Origin of the sequence: Capnocytophaga endodontalis, from assembly GCF_002209445.1 — a bacterium.
GTDB lineage: Bacteria > Bacteroidota > Bacteroidia > Flavobacteriales > Flavobacteriaceae > Capnocytophaga > Capnocytophaga periodontitidis.
Genome location: NZ_CP022022.1, coordinates 3217774 through 3238056, shown reverse-complemented (window position 1 = coordinate 3238056; position 20283 = coordinate 3217774). Strand labels below are relative to the sequence as shown.

Annotated in this window: 14 protein-coding genes; 13 read left to right on the top strand and 1 reads right to left on the bottom strand. The window is 35.7% G+C overall.

From position 1 onward, the window contains the following. Positions 1 to 10: 10 nt before the first annotated feature. Genes CBG49_RS14655 through CBG49_RS14640 form a run of 4 tightly spaced genes read left to right on the top strand, consistent with a single transcriptional unit; the run spans position 11 to position 9225 of the window. The gene (locus tag CBG49_RS14655; protein ID WP_088595069.1) at positions 11 to 700 is read left to right on the top strand and encodes a hypothetical protein; all 690 of its coding nucleotides are present in this window, start codon (positions 11 to 13) and stop codon (positions 698 to 700) included. Further along, entirely contained in the window at positions 636 to 2471 is a 1836-nt protein-coding gene (locus tag CBG49_RS14650; RefSeq protein ID WP_227002910.1) for a hypothetical protein, read from the top strand. The genes CBG49_RS14655 and CBG49_RS14650 overlap by 65 nt, the downstream gene beginning before the upstream one ends. Before the next feature lie 18 nt (positions 2472 to 2489). Then, positions 2490 to 3158, top strand: coding sequence for a hypothetical protein (locus tag CBG49_RS14645; RefSeq protein ID WP_088595067.1), 669 nt, complete (start codon positions 2490 to 2492; stop codon positions 3156 to 3158). A gap of 10 nt (positions 3159 to 3168) precedes the next feature. Next, positions 3169 to 9225, top strand: a complete 6057-nt coding sequence (locus tag CBG49_RS14640; protein ID WP_088595066.1) for a toprim domain-containing protein — start codon at positions 3169 to 3171, stop codon at positions 9223 to 9225. A 49-nt stretch (positions 9226 to 9274) separates the two neighbouring features. Here CBG49_RS14640 and CBG49_RS14635 read toward each other — a convergent pair whose 3' ends face one another. Further along, complete coding sequence (locus CBG49_RS14635) at positions 9275 to 9865, bottom strand: hypothetical protein (RefSeq protein WP_088595065.1); 591 nt, start codon at positions 9863 to 9865, stop codon at positions 9275 to 9277. Between the two features lie 335 nt (positions 9866 to 10200). Between CBG49_RS14635 and CBG49_RS14630 the strand changes: the two genes are divergently transcribed. The 9 genes from CBG49_RS14630 (at position 10201) to tssO (ending at position 20281) form a co-directional block, all read left to right on the top strand. Beyond that, complete coding sequence (locus CBG49_RS14630; RefSeq protein ID WP_088595064.1) at positions 10201 to 11268, top strand: PKD domain-containing protein; 1068 nt, start codon at positions 10201 to 10203, stop codon at positions 11266 to 11268. Between the two features lie 25 nt (positions 11269 to 11293). After that, positions 11294 to 13759 (top strand): AAA family ATPase, encoded by a 2466-nt coding sequence (locus tag CBG49_RS14625; RefSeq protein WP_088595063.1) that lies wholly within the window; start codon positions 11294 to 11296, stop codon positions 13757 to 13759. A gap of 6 nt (positions 13760 to 13765) precedes the next feature. After that, positions 13766 to 15250 (top strand): hypothetical protein, encoded by a 1485-nt coding sequence (locus CBG49_RS14620; protein WP_088595062.1) that lies wholly within the window; start codon positions 13766 to 13768, stop codon positions 15248 to 15250. 16 nt (positions 15251 to 15266) lie between these two features. Further along, positions 15267 to 15887, top strand: coding sequence for a hypothetical protein (locus CBG49_RS14615; protein ID WP_157668410.1), 621 nt, complete (start codon positions 15267 to 15269; stop codon positions 15885 to 15887). Positions 15888 to 15924: 37 nt separating this feature from the next. Then, the gene (locus CBG49_RS14610) at positions 15925 to 16557 is read left to right on the top strand and encodes a C40 family peptidase (RefSeq protein WP_016478648.1); all 633 of its coding nucleotides are present in this window, start codon (positions 15925 to 15927) and stop codon (positions 16555 to 16557) included. A gap of 63 nt (positions 16558 to 16620) precedes the next feature. After that, complete coding sequence (locus CBG49_RS14605) at positions 16621 to 17559, top strand: type VI secretion system baseplate subunit TssG (RefSeq protein ID WP_088595060.1); 939 nt, start codon at positions 16621 to 16623, stop codon at positions 17557 to 17559. After that, positions 17556 to 18524, top strand: coding sequence for a TssN family type VI secretion system protein (locus tag CBG49_RS14600; RefSeq protein ID WP_088595059.1), 969 nt, complete (start codon positions 17556 to 17558; stop codon positions 18522 to 18524). The genes CBG49_RS14605 and CBG49_RS14600 overlap by 4 nt, the downstream gene beginning before the upstream one ends. A gap of 53 nt (positions 18525 to 18577) precedes the next feature. Further along, complete coding sequence (locus CBG49_RS14595) at positions 18578 to 19729, top strand: hypothetical protein (RefSeq protein WP_016479348.1); 1152 nt, start codon at positions 18578 to 18580, stop codon at positions 19727 to 19729. A 30-nt stretch (positions 19730 to 19759) separates the two neighbouring features. After that, positions 19760 to 20281, top strand: a complete 522-nt coding sequence (gene tssO, locus CBG49_RS14590) for a type VI secretion system TssO (RefSeq protein WP_088594452.1) — start codon at positions 19760 to 19762, stop codon at positions 20279 to 20281. Positions 20282 to 20283 lie beyond the last annotated feature (2 nt).

The window sequence follows — 20283 nt, the reverse complement described above, 5'->3', positions numbered from 1 at the left end:
CAGTAACAATATGAACGAACAATTACCTACATTAGACCTAAAAGAGTATGGTATTATGAGTGAAGACAATACCTTCTCTAAAAAGCTCTCCAACAAGGATATTGAAAATTTTCTCAAAGGACACGCTATGATTGCTGACAATGGTAAAGACCGTTTGATTTTTCTCCTAACGGATAACAACACCCGTCTAAATGTGAATATCTATCAGCGTGACAAAACCATTGACAAGATTGTAAAACAAAGTCAAAAGGAAATTGTCTATAGCCAGCTAAATGAACTCACCAACAGCAAGTCGATAGATATTGAGAAAAAAGCTTTTATCTACGACCAAAGAACGCAGCAAGTAACCGAGTATGACCTGCTCAAAGATACTGAGAAAATCGCCCAAGTGGTTGCAGAAAAAAAAGATATTCAGGAAAGTAACCGTTTTAAAAATGAGCTTCTCAAACTCAAAGGCTATTTACAGGATAAAATTGACAAGTTCCCTGAGATTGGCAAAGAAATCACCAATAATCTAAACATTATATCCAAGACCATCAGTACCATAGACGATGCTACACCTAATGAAAGCCAATCAGAGAAGCAACAGCAGACTAAACTCCGTTTAGATGTGAATGATGACGACCTCTATCAAGATGCTAATCGTCACCGTGAAGAGCAAGAAGAAGAACAACACCGCCATCGTAGCTTTAGAAGATAATAACCTTAAAAAAACTAATCAAATGCAAGACATACAAATTAGTATCGGACAGCAACTCTATTCCAAAGATTACGATGAAACACTACAAGTGTATAGCATCCGTGAGCAACCCGACTCTAAAATCTATCTAAGTGGTACCACTTCTGATAGAGAAGTTACTCTTTATAAGTCTGACATTGTGCGACTTCTTAATGAAGAGAGATTGAAAGAGGTGAATACACCTAAAAAATTCCTAAATACCGATGTTCTCAATAGCTTTATGGGTGATTTAGCTTGGGGGAATGATACTGAAATGAACAGACTCAAGCAAGTCTACCTCTCATTTTCTCCTCAAGAGAGAGAATTTGTAGAGAAAAACGCTGTGAGAGAAGGTGTAAATTCTATTGAAGAAGTCTTTGAAAATGTACTATCAAAGGACGAAAAAGAGAAATTAGAAAACAAGATTAATAACTTTTTAAACACTGTAAAACAAATGGAAACAACAGAACAAAAGGAAGCAAAACAACAGCCTACAATAGACTTGCAAATAGGTCAAAAACTCCATTACAAAGAGGACGTTTTTGAAGTAACAAGATTTGCCAAAGACCCAAACGGTCAAGATACAGTGATTCTAAAAGACCCTTCTATAGGAAGTGGAATAGAAATTCCTTGGTATCGGTCAAATTTAGAAGAGGTCATAAGCAGCGGTCAATACCAACTTGCTAAACCTAACAATATTGAACAGCAAAAAAATCAAGATGTTAATCAATCAACAGCTCAAACAAACGAGGTAAGCATAGGTCAAAAATTCCAATTCAAAGAGAGTAACTCAGTTTTAGAAGTTGTTAAGATTGACAAAAATGCTCACCGAGATGGTAGCGATGAACTAACAATGAAACCTGTAGGCGTAAATGTAGGTAACCAAGAGTTCAACTGGAGCAAGTTAGCTTTAGATACTGCCATTAAGGAAGGAAAAGTGGTAAAGATTACCCAGCAACAAGCACAATCCTCTCCTCAGCTTTCAGAGCAGCAATCCAACCAGCTAAACTACCTCAAAAACCAAGTGAAATATCTCGGTTTAGGCGAAGACACTAAACTGCATAAGAACTTAGAGAATGCTATACTATCTCCTAAAGATAAAGTAACTGTTCGCACTGAGTACAACTACCCCGACCGACTGATGAAAGGAAATACCGTCTCATTCGACTTGAACCTCACTAAAACCGAACAAGGAGGCGTGTTTTTAAACTCTTATCGCGCGAACCTCACTACCAAAAATGGTGAGGAACGTTCCCAAACTTTTAAGGTACAGAAAGAAAACAGTGTCACAGCAAAAGAAGCGATTAACTTGCTTGAAGGACGCTCGGTAAAAATAGAGCACGATGTAGTAGACAAGGAAACGGGTGAGCTTTCACGTACAGAGAGCTTTATCAAACTCAATATGAAAGAGCCTAAAACAGACTATGGCAACTACAAATACGAGTGGTACAACAAGAATGCCTATGGTGTGGATATAGATAACATTATGCAAAAATCCAACTTAACATTTGCTAATGATATTGAGAGAGAACGCACTAAAAAACATTTGGAAAAAGGCAATATCACTCAGGTAACTTTCCAACAAGAAAACCGTCAAATACAAGGTTTTGCTGTGTTAAACCCTCAGTGGAAAATGCTCAATTTGTACGACAGCGCTATGAATAGGGTAACTATCCAAAATCAATTGGTAAAACCCGAAGTTACACAGGCTCAACAAAAGAACAATGTTCCTGAACATAGTATTTCACGATAACACTTCAATTGATAAACAATGAAAAAAACTCTTTTTCTCTTTTCTACATTGCTGTGCTTTTCTTGTAGTAAAAAGGAGATTAAAGCCGAAAAGGGAGGTATTGATATAGTGTCCAACATCTATTTCGATGCCTCCAAAGGCTTAGATGATATGAAAAGCGTTGTTATCTCTAAACTCAATTACAAAGGTGACACCCTTGTAGAACTTGTTCCTTATGTTGATGAACCTGAACTCACTGAAAAAATCTTTATCATTACCGACTCACTTGCCTTTGATATCACTGACAGAAACCCTCAGCAGTTCATATTTTCAACGCTTTCTAATGTTCCTTCTATCCCTAAACACAAAAAAGAACAAGGAGCAGTATTCAAATCGCAACACCTTTTGAATTTCGATTACCGAAAAGACCTCAATGATACTATTCTTTTTAAAAAAGAATACAAGCGTTTTAGGATAATTACTCCTGAGAATTACACAACTTATTATGTTCATCCAACTGATACCCTTTTACCTTACACACTATATAAAAAAGAGGGTGATAAATATGGAGGGCGTATAGAGCGCATAGACCTATACAACAAGCAAAATGACGTGTTTATATCGCTCCAACTTCTTCCTCGTAAAGAATGGGATAGTGAAGCTAAAAACATTTTTGAGTTCAATGATTTTATTTTAAAACGCAAATAATTTTACCCTTATGGCTATATTTTCACCACAAGATATTGAGAACATTGTGAATAACACTTCCATTGTCGACTATTTCTTCTACCTTGAAAGACAAGGTAGAGTTAAATTTGACCGTCAACGCGGACACGACTACTATTTTCTTACGGATAACGAAAAATTTTCAGTAGATGAAAAAGGCTATTATGACTTTAAAGCGGGTAAAGGCGGACAAATTTTCAAAGCTGTAATGGAGCTCGAAAAGAAAACTTGGAAAGAAGCCGTTGAGTTTCTGAAAGACTTTTCTAATACTACTATTAGCCAAAGTGTTAAAAATCAAAAAGCAGAAAATAAAAGACCTACTCCCACTCAGCATTACACGGAAAAAGCCCCCAGCACTAAGATTACTCAAGTGTCTGTACCTAACAATGATAAGTTGTTAGAATACTTCGCAGGGCGTGGTATCTCAAAAGAAATTTTACAACAATACGCTCAACAGGTACATTACCGCAATAATAGTGATGGTAAAAACTATTTTGGTATTGGTTTACGCAATCAATCAGGAGGTTATGATATACGTAATCCTTATGTCAAAGCCAAAGTAGGAGCAAGTGATATAAGCATTATAACTGGCACTCGCAACGAAACTGTTGTCTTTGAGGGAATGACAGATATGTTTTCTTATCTGCAAATGGCTAAAGATAATGGCAAACCTAACGACCGTACATTGGTAGTACTAAACTCTATTACCAACACAGGTACTTTTATTGAGCAATTTCAAAACTATACAGGTAAAATACATTTGTTTTTGGATGGAGATAAAGCAGGTAACGATGCTACTCAAAACATACTCAACAATCTGAAGAACAGCATAGACCAAAGAGGGGCTTATGGAATAGGTAAAAGTGAAGTAAAAGACTTGAACGACTATCATTTAAAAGTTTTTAACTACAAGAAAAACATAGAGCAAAGTAATGCCCCTGAAGAAATAAAATTACAAAAAGGAATGAAAGCGGTAGACAAAAGTACGAATGAGACTTTTGTCATTAGCTATACAGCTGATAATTATATAGATTTGAAACGTGAATACGATAGTCATATCGCCAAAGTGAATAGCGTTCATTTCAATCATCTCAGTGAACTATTTAGCGACTATGATTTTTTTGATTTTAACAATAAAAGATTGTTTCTTTCTTCAAAAAACACTATCTTTGCCGATAATAATAACATACAAATTTACACACAAAATGGAAGCACTACAATTGAACCCAACAGAGTATCCTCATCTGAGCAAGTGGGAAAGCAGTCATCTAAACCAAACCTTAGAAAGCCTCTCACGCCAAGCCAATCCAAGCAAGAAAGAGATAACCCAAGCCGACAAGCAGTGGGCAGCAACAATGTTGGAAATGGACTTAGCAGCTCAGAGCGGAGCGATTTGGGAAGACGAACAGGAAGACCCCAAATGGGCAGCCACAACGGAGCACAACCGCAAATTCTACCTAATCAAAGACCTCTTTCAACAGAAGAACATCAAAGCACTGGAAGAGATGTTCCAAACGGAGACCGACCCCGACCTCAAGGAGATGGCAAACAATTACCTAAAGAATCTGTACGACCTACCCTTTTAAACAAACCTAACAACACGAAAGTCAGCAACGAGGAAATAACTACCTTAGTCAATTCGCTGACTTTCGTTGCTGATGATAATACTATCCAACTCAATGAAGGTGTACAAATCACTGATGAGATAAAAAACACCATTAGCCAATACAAAAGTGGCGGTATTACCAAAGATAATCGCGGGGTATTAGATGAATACTACACCGATGAAAAGTTAGTGAATGCTGTACGCAACCTTATCAAAAACAATTTTCCTCAAAAACAGTCCATCAACGTATTAGAACCCAGTGTAGGTACGGGTAACTTCTTACACGCTACCGATAATTTAGGACTAAAAACCAATGTCTCTGCCCTTGAAATCAATGAAACTACTGCCAAAATAGCCAAACTTCTGCACCCCCAAGCTACTATTAACCTGCGTTCCTTTGAAACCGAATTTATTACCGACAATGGTACCAAAAAAGACTTTACCCCCCAATATGATTTAGTAATAGGTAACCCTCCTTATGGTAGCCACAGAGGACTTTATTTAGGTTTAGGTGAAGAAACTAAACTCCCCCGCTACGAAGATTATTTTATAAAACGCTCCCTCGATGTAATGAACGAAGGGGCTACCCTTGCAATGGTACTCCCTTCAGGTTGGCTCAATAGACAGGATAAACTCTCAAGTGCTGAACTCTCTGAGGCGTATCGTCTTCCTAACGGAGCTTTTAAAGCTACTGATGTAGGTACTGACATTGTAATTCTCAAAAAAAATAGCCAAGCACAAAACCAAGATATTAGTAACTATTTTAAGGAACACCCTCAACAGATATTAGGTGATACTTTACAGCGTAAAAACCGCTTTGGTCGTGAGGAGGACTACGTGAAAGGCAACTTAGATGATGCCCTTACACGCCTACAAGAGTTTGCTACAAAAAAAGTCATACAACCTGAACAAACTCAAACAACACGAGAGGTACAACTTGATATGTTTTCAACTTTTGAGAGTGCTCCTGCCAAAGAACCTATTGCAGAAAAAGAAGAAGATGTTGTTGTGACTACTGTCCCTAATGAAGAGTATAACAATTTACTTGTTGAAGCTAAAGAAAAAGTAGGACAAGCAATTAATATCTTTAGGAATATCAAGTTTAAATCATTAGCAGTCATTACTGAATGGGATAATTATGCTGCCTTACTGAGAAAACTCGATAGAAAAAATACTAAATTTACCAAAGAAGAACTTTCGGATATTAGCAAGAAAGCGGATAGCATTATTCAAGAGCATACCCCGAAATTTAAAAAGGCACAAGAAGCAACGGATATTGAAGTTGTTGCTAAAAACAAAAAACAATCCACTGAAAATACTGGTGAGTACAAAGTACAATCTACTCCAGAGATTAGTAAAAAGGTACTCAAATACCACTTTGTAAAAGATGATATCGTGGTAGATACAGCTTTACAGAATAGTCATAGCATCACTCCTGAGCAAGTAAAAGCCTTTACTGATACCAATTACAATGGCGAGATAGCCAATCCTGAAGCACACGCTCAATACGCTAATTATTACAAAGGAAAGTACATTCACGATTTTTACTATGCCGAAGGAGATATTTACGAAAAATTAGAGCGTCTAACAGTTGATTTTGCAGGTAGATTAGATGATGAAAAGCTAAAAGCACAATATAACAAGCAAAAATCACTCTTGCAAAGCGTTTTACCTCCTAAAAAACAGTTAGAAGATATTATCATTTCACCTAATCACGAGTTTGTACATAATTTTAACTTAGGAAAGGTGGAAAAAGAGGTCTATAACAGCTATATGAGGCGCTATGATATGGTCAAAGTAGATTATAATTTAGCGGATAAGTTTAAAGACTTCGTTTTAAAATTACCAAGCCAAGCCCTTGAGCCCTCTTCTTCTTGGGAGGTCAGAGAATTTGTAGATAATCAAACGGTAACGGGTAGTGATAAAGAGCGGAATGCTTTGATACGTGAACGCCGTAAAGAAGTGGCTAATAACCTCTTTCAAAAGTTCCTGCGTGAAGAACTTCCTAATGACCTTAAAGAGCGTTTTGTAAACGAGTTCAACCGCAAATACAACAACCTCCATATACCTGACTATTCTCAGTTTCCTTTGTTCTCTAAAATAAACCAAAACTTCAAAGGCAAACCTTTAAAGCTGACAGAAGTGCAGAGGGCGGGTATCGGTCGCCTTACTACCAAAGGAGTTGGGCTATTAGCCCACGAAGTAGGATTTGGTAAAACCCTTTCAGGGGTACTCTCTATGCACGAGGCGATGGAACGTGGTAATGCCAAACGCCCCCTAATTGTTGTACCTAATGATAGCATCTTAAAACAGTGGGTAGAAACTATTTTTGAGGCTATTCCTAACGCCAAAGTGAATGTATTAGGCAATCTTGGTAAAGATTACGATTTGTCTCATTTTGATAACAAAGATGGAGAAATAACCTTAGTAACTTACGAGGGTTTCCAGAATATCGGTTTTGGTGATGAAATTACCCAACGATTGGCTGAAAAATTCTCTTATATCAACAAAAAGGATGTTGATAGCTTAGAAAATCCTATTACGGGAGGTGTTTCCGATGAAACGATGCGTGAGATAGAAATAGCTATTGCAAAAGAAAAGAAAATGCAAGGCATAATGAAACGAGGCAAGGTATACGACTGGGAAGATTTTGGTTTTGACCACCTTACTTTTGATGAAGTACACAACGCCAACCATATCATAGATAAGGTACGTATTGAGGACAGGCGTTTTGCTTCCGATTTCCGCAGTCAGAATCAACGCCCCTCAAAATTGGGACTCAACACTTGGGTAGCTTCTCAGTATATACAAGAAAATTACGATGGGCGTAATGTTACTTTACTTTCTGCAACTCCTTTCACTAACAAGCCTTTGGAGTATTATTCTGTGCTATCCCTTATTGCCAATCAGCGATTAGAAAAATCAGGCTATTTCAATGTAAATAACTTTTTTGAGACCTTTATGGAAGCCGACAACGATATGGAAATTGATGCCAAAGGTGATGTAAAGTTTAAAACTAATGTACGCAGGTTTAAGAACAACGCGCTGTTTCAACAACTTCTATCCGAGTTTATTGATATTAAAGGCGAAGAGGATAACCCGCAATTGGTACGTCCTAACCGTATCAATAAGGAATACAAGATTGAACAAAATGAACTTACAAAAAAAGAATACGACACTCTAAACCTCCTTTTTGACGAAAGTGAAGAAGGGGCTATTCTTTCTCATATCCTCAATGCAAGACTCATCGCTTTTTCTCCTTACCTCTCTAAAAATTACGAAGGTGATGTAGACAAAGTAAGTACTAAAGATTTTATAGAGAACTCTCCAAAACTCAAAACCACAATGGACTTAATTCGTCAGAACAAAACCGACAAGCCCGAAGCGGGGCAAATCATCTATTCTGAGTTAGCTGTACAACAATTCCCTCGTCTCAAAGAGTATTTGGTAGACCAAGTAGGCTACAAAGCCGATGAAGTAGGTATCATCACTGGGGCTACCAACAAAAACCAACGTTTGGATATTCAAGAGAAATTCAATGCAGGTAAGATAAAGATAGTTATTGGCTCAGAAGCTATCCAAGAGGGTATGAACTTGCAGGAAAACACTACCGATATGTACCTTCTTACCTTGCCTTACAACTTTACCTCTTTACGACAAACAGAGGGACGAATGTGGCGACAAGGCAACAAATGGGAAAATGTACGTATGAACTATATGCTCACCAACGATAGTATTGATGTGTTTATGCTCCAAAAACTACAAGCCAAGCAATCCCGCTATATGGAAGCTATCAAAAAAGGGGCAAATATCATTGATGTGTCTGATGTGGATACACAGGAACTCAAAACCGCTATCATCACCAACCCCGAAACACGTGCTGAAATTGAAGTAGAGTTAATGAGAAAACGCTATGAGAATGAAAAAACCAAACACGCTGCCGATTTAGGTTTTATATCTCGCAAATTTGAAGATTATACCAAAGTATATGATGAATATTTAAAAGAGAAAAAAAGCTATGAAGATATGCAAAAATGGGCTGAAACAGATGATTATTGGAAAGAGAAACTACCATATAGAGCTCAACAAGTAGAAAGGGCTAAAAAAGAAATTGAGCAAGTAATTGAAAAACTGGCGAAAAAGGGTGTCAATATAGCTGATTTTCAACATCAGCAAGAGATTGTAGAAAATAAAATAGCCTCTATAGACAAAGCAATCAATGAGGAATTACCGATTATCCGCGAAAGACTTATTACGCAGTACAAACAAGAAAAGCAAGAGCGCCTCAATGCCCCGCAAATAAACTTTGTAGAAGAACGGGCTGAAGAGAATAAAACATTCTTTAAACTTCGTCCAACTGCTGAAAATCCTGAGAATAAGGTTGCAGAAAATAAAACATCTCAAGATGAGGGGCAACGCACTTACAAGGCTTTTAAACGATAATAAAACACCCCTGATAAACTGACTTACTTATCAGGGGCTGTTTCTATATTTATTGGCGTACGAGATTGTACTTGTACTTATACTTGTAGGCTAAACCATATTTTAATTGCAATTCTATTAGCTTGTTAGCGTAGTCAGGAGCTGTTGTGTCTAACTGTGCAAATTCCTTTAGATATTCTTCAGCATTAGTTAAATTATCCAAATTAGTATCTGTTATTAAATAGAAAAAGTCTGTGTTTTCAGCTAATAATCTGTTATTCTCAATAGAATAAGTAGCTAAAGGTTGCTTTTTCTCATCATCAACTATTTTGTTACCTAAAGTTGAGTATTTTATTTCTTGAAAAGAATACTGCCCCGTTTTATCGGTGATTTTTAGTCTCTTTTCATTGCCAAAAACTACCTTAACAGTATAGGTTTGATAGTTACTTTCAGGACTACCTAATAAAGCTCCATACGATTTTTTAAAAAGTTCTGATACTTTACTTTGTTGTGCAGGTTTTTCTGCAATAACTTCTACTGTACCTACCCAAGTTCCTAGCAGCTTATTGTTATCTCCATTATTCGTAGGAGTGTCGTCAGATTTAGAGCAGGCAGTCATTCCTATTGCCATAAAGGTGAGTAAAAATATTTTCTTTACCATTGTTGTTAAGTATTAAAATGTTAATGTTAAGTTACTAATTTGATTGTGCAAAGGTACGTATTTTATTAGTAAATTCAAAAAACATTCTTTTAGATTACACATAATCAGAGATAAAACAAAAAATATCAGAAAAATCATCTTAAAAGAAAGTACTTATAGAACATCTATAAGTAAAAAATACTTCAATTCCTTTGTTTTACATTTAATTAATATTCAACAATTTAAAATTTAATTACCTAAAAAACTGAAAAATATTTTCTTTTTTGTTGGTTGTTTCGTCAAAAATCACTAATTTGCGCCTCTAAATTACTATTATTTCTTTAACAAGAAGATATATGAATTATAATTCTACTGGTTTTTTTCCTAAATTTGACCCTAAAATCTATTGGAGTTTTGGAGTACTCCTTTGTCTTGGTATTTTCTTATTCATTTTTCAATGCTCTCGTCACGTAGATTGCGAGGAGGCTAACTTCTATGTCTTTGCCGATAACTATGCTGTGAAGGAAGTCATCGAGTTTGGTGATAAAACCAAAAATGCTAAATCGTGGAAATGGGATTTTGGCGATGGTTCTCCTGCCGATTTTAGACAGCGTACTTTCCACACCTATGAAAAGACTGGAGAATATGTGGTAACTCTTACTATCAACGGCTCTTGTACTTCTCAAAAGGTGCTTACCATTACCTCTCTCAATCAACAAGTAGGCTACCTGCCTACCATCAAAGCTCCTGATGTGGTCTTTTTAGGTGAAACCACTAAATTCATAGGACAAAAACAAGGAGGTATCTCATTTGAGTGGAGCTTTGGAGAAACTTCCTCTACTGATGCTGTGGGTGATTCTGTAACCTATAAGTTCAAACGTGTAGGACAAAAGAAGATAACCCTTATTGTCAATGGCGATTTAGACCATATAGCCTCCAAAACCATTTATGTAGCCCCTAAACACGTAGTGGCTAAAGAGCCTATAGATATGGAGAGTTATGTATATGAACAACCGCATAGTGATTTTTCACTACCTATGGGTAAAGCACAGAAAGACCCCTTGGTAGATATGCTTACCAATATTCCTGTAGCTCCTAAAACTCCTAAAAAAGAGGACACACCTCCTTCTGCAAAAAAAGTCCCTGATATCTCTAATGAGCAATTTATCCTGCTTCTCAATGGGGTAGCCTCTCAAGCTAAAACCAAAGATGATTTCAAAGACTATCTTTGTGAGAACTACCAAGTCCCTGTAGTTATCAATGATGATAAAATCGTACCCTTTGTACAGTTTTGCAAAGAAATTTCTGGAAAGAAAGTAAAAATAGAAAATTTGCGCCTGCAAAAGGACGTTAATAACGCTTGTATCCAGAATATATATGTTTATTACAAAGTAAAAGGAAAAATATTCTGGAAGAAAGGATAATAACAATCATAAAAAATACAAAACAATGGAAGAAAAGAAATTGAGCTATGCCCCAGAGGTTACTAAAGCATTGGAGATAGCACAGAAAATAGCTCGTGAAAATATGAACGCTCGTTACTCTGGCGGACACTTATTAAAAGCCATTCTCAACAGAGATTTACCACTCTTAAAGCTCTTGGAATCTAAAGGAGTCGATGTGTTCTATTTAGAAGAATGGGCTGAAGTGCGCATTGAGGAAGCTCTAAAAGCTACCAACACTTATTCCTGCGACCCCGATGAAGTGATAGACACTATCTTCACTGAAGCAGAAGCTATTCGGGAAATTTTAGATGAAGAGGAAATTTCCTTATGGGATGTATTTGTAGCATTGAGTACTCAGGGAGTAGCTTTTAATTTCGACCAAATGAAAACCTATCCTGTAACGCGTGCTGAACTTTTGGAAACGACTCCTCTTCCTGCTACCTCTACCGAAAAACCTTTCTCTTCTGCTCCTCTTTCTTCCACAGCTAAAGGGTTTTTGCAAAAATATTGTGTCAATAAAAAAGATGTCCTCAAAGCTAAAGCCTCAAAAGAAATACCTGTTGGTAGAGTTGCCGAAACTCAAAAAATTACCGAAATACTGTGCAGATTTAGCAAACAAAATGTGCTTATCATAGGCGATTCAGGTATAGGAAAAACTACCCTTATCAATAGTTTTGTACAGAAGGTTATAGCAGGTCAAGTCCCCGATGTGTTGTCTAACTTAGCTGTATTTGAATTGGATATGGGAGCTCTCATAGCAGGAGCCTCCTACAAAGGAGAGATTGAAGACCGTATCAAGAACATAGCCCAAGAACTCAAGCAATATCCTAAATCAGTACTTATCATCGAGGAATTACACGCACTTTTAGGTAACTCTTTTGATTCCTCTATGGCAAATCTACTTAAAAGTGAACTTACCAAAGGACTTACTGTCATAGGAACTTCTACTATCGATGAATTTACCAAGAAAATAGAAAAATCAGGTTTAGAACCTTTGTTTGAAAAGGTAGAATTGCAAGAAAGTGATGATGAAACCCATTTTAGAATGTTGCGTCAAACGCTTTCAGCTTATGAGACCCACCATCATATAGCCATAACCGATGAGGCAATTTGGGAAGCCATACGCCTTTCTAAAAGGTATTTAAAAGAGAAAAGTCTGCCTGCCTCAGCGATAGACCTCATAGACCATACAATGTCAGTTGTGAAAACAGCAGGAGCATCTTTCTTAAAAGAAAAAAATGCCTTGCTTACACAAATAATTCACTTGGAGGACAATACACAAGGTTTTACAGAAGAGCAACGCAAAAAGAACGCTGCTTGGTTATTGAACGATATCAAACAACGCATTCCCTTTTTGTTAGATGCCTCTACCCTTTTAGAAGAAGAACAAACTACTACTTTTGAAACTGCTGATAACCTATTGAGCTATGGACGCAAACTTATTACCGAAGCTGAAAAAGTAGCTCAAGAAAAACGTTCTCACATCACCGAATGGGATTTAGCCGTACTCATCTCTCAAAAAACGAATATTCCTATAGGCAAACTCAAAGAAGAAGAAAAACAGCGTTTGAGTGATATGGATGCTATTCTTTCCGAACGGGTAGTAGGGCAAGACCACGCTATTGCTATTATCAGTGAGGCTGTACTCGAAAATCGCTCCGGATTGAGCAAAGCAGGACAACCGATAGGTTCTTTCTTCTTTTTGGGACCTACAGGAACAGGGAAAACAGAATTGGCTAAATCTTTAGCCGAATTCCTTTTCCAAGATGAGAACGCCATTATCCGTTTTGATATGTCTGAGTTCAAAGAAGAGCACTCGGCAGCCTTACTCTATGGGGCACCTCCAGGATATGTAGGCTATGAGGAAGGTGGTTTATTAGTGAATAAAATCCGACAAAAGCCCTACTCTATCGTACTTTTTGATGAGATAGAAAAAGCCCACGCCTCTGTATTTGATGTATTCCTACAAATAATGGACGAAGGGAAGTTGCACGACCGTTTGGGTAAAGAAGGCGATTTTTCTAATGCCATTATCCTCTTTACTTCCAATATAGGCTCTGACTTTATTGTCAAATCCTTTACTGAGGGGAATATTCCTTCCTCATCTACTCTTTTAGAGATAATGAGTCGTTATTTCCGACCAGAATTTTTGGGACGTCTTACCGAGATAGTACCTTTTGCACCTATTAGCAAAGAAAATGCTCTAAAAATCTTTGAAATACATTTGAAAAAAGAGCTTTTGAACCTAACAGAGGGTATAAACATCTCACTCAATATTGCTCAAGAAGTAAAAGAACATTTAGCAGAACAAGGCTATGATGCCACCTATGGAGCTCGTCCTTTAAAAGGTATCATTCGTGCCAAATTACGCCGTCCTTTGGCTAAGAAACTTGTAGCAGGTGAATTTAAAGAAGGAGATATTATAGAGGTACTCTGGGAAAATAATGAAGTTGTTTGGATTAAAAAATAATAAATTATGGCAGTAGAATTTGGAAAATGGCAGGAAATAAAAAGAAATCCCATAGTACCTTTTACAATAAAAAAAGGTGTTTTTATAAAAGGATGGTGGAGTGCTGATAAAGAAGGAAAAAGTGTTATCACAAATGCTTCTTTAGAAGATACTGTGTATTTTCATATAGAGATAATGGGAGCACTTATACAAGATGGGGATAAACTTAGCTTACAATTATATGAATATGATACTTTTATATGGGTTGATAGTTTTAATTTGGATGATAAAATAGAAAACCCTAAAGAATGTATTATAAAAAATGGAAAAGCTCTACTTGAAGTCTTTTTGAAACCTGATTGGAATAAGTACATAGAAGAAGATACAGGCTATGAGATTGAACTTTATTGGGAAGTGAAATATAATAAAAGAGATATTACAATTAACCTTCCAGATAAAAGTGAAAATTACTTAAATGTTAAAAATGAACGTAATATATTCATAAAACCAGTAATGGAAGAGAATGGCTATAGTTATGGCGTGCCAGAAATGTATGCTTATGATGGTAGTCCTTTGCTTTTTACAACTATTGATGAAATCAGCTATTTGGATAATTCTGTAATAGATGAAAAGAATCCTTTAACTACTACAGAGGATAAATTAAAATTCTTAGATGAATTAACTAAAATAAAACCCTCTAATAAACAAAATAACAATATAAATACTTATGTAAATGATTTTATGATTGTAGGAACTACAGTTGCTTTAGAAGAAAAATCTAAACTAATTTCTGAAAAGATGGCCATTGCTAAATTAGAAAAAGGTTTTTTAGTTACTAATAAAGGGAATATTATTCAAGGAAATATAAAAACCTTAAAAGAATATAAAGAATTGCTAAACAATAAACTAGTAACCTTTAAGAGAGTACGAAATAAAGGTTTTTTTATGAAAGGAGAAACGACAAAAGGGATTAATCAGTTAGAAGCAATGAGAGGAAAACTAACGATTCCTAAGAATTTGTATTTCGTAAAAAATGCAGCAAGTTTATATTTTAATTTTTCTAGTTTAGTAGATTTAGCAGGAGGAGGTAATGATGTGAATGCATTTGCAAGAGATGTTGTTACATTTTCAAAATCTTTTGAACGTCTCGGAAAAGCTACATTTAGAGCTATAGGGATTGTTGCTCTTCATTTAACGTTGATGAAAAAAACGTTGGATATTGTTTTTTCGCCAATGGAAGAATTTATGGAAGAAGGTAGACAGTTAGATAAGAAGAAGTTAGATAAATCTAAGTACGAGGGAGTAATGGAGTTCACAAAAGAACTTCATCGTTCTACATTTTTGGTAAAAGGATATAAAACTGCAGAAATTAGTTATAATACATTAGAAGGTTTGTTCAATGGTAAAATTAAAAAGATAGAAGAGCTTGAAGGAGGACACAATGAGGTTACTATATTTTACAAAAAAGTAGAAGAAGGTATTTTAATTGATTGTTTTTTTATAAATTTATAAAAATTGTTTTGTGTGTATGAATAAATGTGTATTTATAGTTGCAATGCTATTTATTATAGGTTGTAATACAAGCAAAAAAATTCAAATAGTAGAGTTGAGTAATAATGTTATTGAAGTAAATTTTATTAAATATAGCGACAAGAAAGTGTCTTTATATTTGAATAAAAAAATAAAATTGAGAAACCCTTATTTTTCATCTGCAAAAGTAAAACTAAACTATTTTGTTCAAGGAGAACAAATAGATGATATCTATGCTTATGCGTTAGATTACGATAGATATGGAAATTTATCTTTTATTGGTAGTGATAAAGGGGAAGTATGGGGCGAAATAAAAATATCACCTTTAGGAGAAAGAGAAATTATATATGAGAGATATATTCCTATTGAACCTTTTGAATTTGTGGGAATATACAAGAGTTTAGAGCAATATATACCCTTGGCAAAACACCCTATAAGAAAGAGTGACCTAACAGGGAAAACTTATGAAGATACAATTGTTCTTGTCTATAAAGAACTGCTTTCTGAGTTCAAACGAAAGAACCCAGAACTTGTAGAGACCCTAACCAAGGGAGATACTATAGAATTAGAGATATTAAGCCCTGAGAAAGAAAAATATCGTTATAATGCAGAATGGTAAATTGTATATTTTTTTAACAAATAACTAAGAATTATTTATGTTTGGAAAGTTTATTTACTTAATAAGTAGTGCTTTACTACTATCTTGCTCGGCAAGCCGTTATCTTGCTGAGCTTCCTTATCATTACCCTACCGATGCTTTTTACAAAGCAGTATTAGCCCAAAAGAAACAAATCAATGAGCAATATACCTTGGTAGATGACAAGGGTGAAAACCTATCCGATAAGGAATTAGCTTTAAGGGAGAAGTACTCTATTATTTTAGCTGTTCCTCCTAAGAAAATTACCAACTATAAGCTCTATGCTTTTATAGACGAGTGGATAGGCACACCCTACAAAGAAAAAACTTTAGAAAAACAAGAAGGAGCAGATGCTTCTTACTTTATACAAGCCTTGTTCAGTGAAGTGTATGAAACAACTTTTCCTAAGACTCCCGATGGCATCTTCCGCTCTAAGGATTTACAGCTTTTCACAGGGCGTACTTACTTAAAAGAAGGAGATATTTTGTTTTTTAGGTATGATAAGTTTAAACCTATTTCCGATGTAGGTTTGTATTTAGGAAATGGCAGGATATTGGCTTGTACCACACAAGGATTAAATATCTATGATTTCAATGATGAGTACTTCCAAAAACGCTATACAAGTGCTGGAAGGCTCAAAGAGAAAAAATAAAAAACAAAAAATTTGCACTTTTGTAATTTATTTGTATATTTGCCACGTTGAAAAACTATCAAAATGGAACACCTAACAGGAGTTATAAATGAGATAAATCGGTTACCTTATGATATAAGGGCAGAAGTGCTATTAAACCATTTGTTAGACAAAGGAATCATCTCTGACAACGAATATATAGTAAAACACCAAGGACAGTTTGTACGTGGTTATCGCACCGATGTACTAAGTGCAAAACTTACTGATTTCAACTACGATCCTACCCAATTGATAGAGGTAAGCCTTTCTCGCGATAGTTTGTATGATGTACTTCCCGAAAGCGTTGCTCACCATACCAAGAATGAAACTCAAGGTAAGGGAGTAGAAACGATGCTCAAAGATTACAGAGAAAGGAAGCAAGAAGAAAAAGCTGCTCGTACCTTTTTTAGTCCTTTTGAGAATGAGATTTTTAAGTTAGGAGTAGAAATAGAATCCTTTGAACAAGATAGTTTTAAAGAGCTTAATGCCAACGAAATTTCTACATTATTCTATGAACTTTGGGGTATTTCAAAAGATTTTTCTACTTTTTTAGTGTCTAAATTCATAAGGTTGTTACCTTATAGCTACAAAATAGTAGGCAATATCCCTCTTACTGTGCAAATACTCTCAAAACTTTTAGGTGAAGAAGTACATATTAAAGAAAAAGAGTTTGCTACTTATTCCGATGAATCACAAGGTTTTTGCTTGGGAGAAGACATCTACTTAGGAGTAGATATGATCACAGGTACGGCCTATGAAGATTATACCAAACATTTAACCCTTGAGATAGGCCCTTTAAAGCATTCTGCTTTCACCGATTACATTCTTGGGGGCAATAAAGAAAAATTTGTCACAATGTTCTGTGAGCATTTTTTTCCATTAGAAGTGGAAATCCAATTAAACGTATTGCTCTCAGAAGAAGAAAGCCAATTTGAATTAAAAGAAAACAACGACCCTATTTTAGGTTATAACACTTGTATATGAAAGAGTTAAAGAATTACTTCATCAATTTGTTCGACCCGCAACTATTGGTATTACTGCTATTTTTAGTAGCTATGTGTATAGCCATTACTATTATTTTCTCAAAGAAAGTACCTGAGTTCAAACAGTATAAAACTAACATCTACATCTATCTGTTCTTAACAGTATTGGTATATGCAGTCATTGCCTTTTTAGGATATAGCCGCCTCTTTGAAGGGAAAACTCTAAGTGAATTTGTCTTCTATCAAATTTGTACCTTAACACTTGGGGTGTTTCACTGCTATTTCTATCGTTTGTTTTTCAACAAATTCAAATTGGAGGACGATGTGTTCAAAGAACTATTCTTCGCCTTATTAGTCGTGTTATATGCTTCAGTGCCTTTTTTGTTAATTTACACTTTTTTAAACGGAATGTACTATATGCCCCTAATGATGGGCAATTTTATAGTCTTTTTCATACCTACTTTAGTAAATGCGAGCTTCAATCATTCTCTAAAGATACCACCTAAAATCTACACCACTTGGCAATTCCCCGAAAACTACAAAGAATTAGTAGGAGTCAGCGATGATGAGATGCGCGATTTAGTAGTATTCACACTAATGATAAAAAAAGAAGAAAATGATAAAGACTACACTTTATATCGTGCCAAAGGGCCTACCCGAATAGATTTCGGGCGCTTGTTCTACAATTTTGTAGAAGATTACAACGAGCGTTTTTCCGATGCCCCTATCGAGATACAAAATGAAGAAGGCTTTTATAATTGGGTATTCTTCAAACAACCTAAATGGTACGAATCCACTAAATATATAGACCCTAAGTTTACCCTATATATGAATGGAATAGAAGAGAATAGCTACATCATTTGTATGCGAACACTCGTTTCCGACACCGCAATCAATAATAGTGACCAAGAAACAGATTTTGAATATAGTAAAGAAAAGGACAATGAACGAGTTCAAGCTTATTAGTCCCACTTTACTTAAGATAATAACTCAACACATATAAAATAAATAGAATAACAATGACAGAAAAACTCACCCATTTGCCAGTGAACTTTATTGATGGAATGAAAATCAATAAAAGGTATTTTATAGATATTCAAAACTTCGTCATCGATTCGGTGCGCGATGCCATAGGGGTACATACCTCAATGCTTACCTATGGATTATTACCCGTCAATGACCCAGTGAGAATGAACCTGTCAGTAGACACCCATAAAAACCTCCGACTCCGTATAGAAGAATGCCACGCGATTACCCCTAATGGCTCTCGAATAGACATCAGTTCTAACACGGAACAGAGTACGCTCTCTTTTTCCTATCCCGAAATTATCAAAGAGATAAAAGAAGATGAGGTTGCATTACTAGCTTGTATTTCTGTCAATCCATTCAAGCGTGTCCCTTGTGGAGACCCTGACCCTGAGGAGAACCCACCACGCGACCCTTATACCGAGCCTGAATACTACCTTTCTTTAGTGAAGGAAGAGGAACTTAGAAAAGATATGGGTGTAGGAGGGCATTATCTCATTGTAGGAAAAATATGGGTAAGCGGAGGCAATACCAATCTTGATAGTTCTTATATCCCACCTTGTGTACTGGTAGCTTCTCATCAAAAACTACAGCAGTTATACAACGAAATCGACCGTTTCTATGGTCAGATGGAAATTTATGCTATCCAAATCGCTCAAAAAATACATACTAAAAACCAGACCAATAAATTAGCTACTATCATAGAGCAAATGACCGATAGAATGCTCTACTACTTAGCTACTGAAATCAATCATTTTCGCTGGCTTACACTCTATAGTACCCCTGCCGAAATGTTAGTGTCAGTAGTAGGTTTTGCAAGAGTGCTTAAGAACTTTATCGATGCTCGTTCAGGAGTGGGTAAAGAGGAATTGCTCAATTACTTTGCCGATTGGTGCAACGTAAGTCAAGGAGAGTTTGAAACAGTCTTCTCTGAGGTAATCAATACAGAATACAACCACAATCAAATAAGCGATGCTGTGGTGAAAGTTGAACGTTTTATGAAAACCTTAGAAGATTTATTTGCTATTCTAAACCGCTTAGACTTCATTGGTAAGAAACGTGATGGCAGCATTTTCGTATCTGAAATTACAAATGAAAAAAGCTCTCTACAACCTGAGAGAAGCAAGACTTTCTTAGCCGATTAATAGAAATTAACAACAAAAAAATAAACCTATATGGAAATATTAAATCAAAAAGAACGCACAAAAGCATTAGGCTTTTTCGTGTTATTTTTCGCTCTTGCTGTATTTGTTATAATTTTAGCACTCGTTGTCAATATCTACTTTCCTTTCAAGGAAAATGATTTGCTCAAGCAAGAAAATGCTCGTATACAACGAGAAATGAAATTTCAAGATAGCTTTTCTTTTCAGTTAGAAAAAGTAAAAGTGGCTGTAGATTCTATAGGAACACCTCAAGGGGGCTATAAAAACGATTTTTTCAACGAAAAATTAGCCCTTTCTATCCTTGCCGATATGTACAAGCAAATCCCTAAAGACTCTCTTAGAAATAAAAATATGTACAACAATACTATCTTGGTATACAAAGAGCTCATTGATGCTAAGAAACAAATAAAACAACTTACCATCAATCAAAAAACCTTAGATAGCCTTAGTACTATCAACAAAACTTTAAAAGAGGAATATGATAAGATGAAAGTAGATTTAGAAGTTTGCAAACAACTATACCAACAGGAATAAAG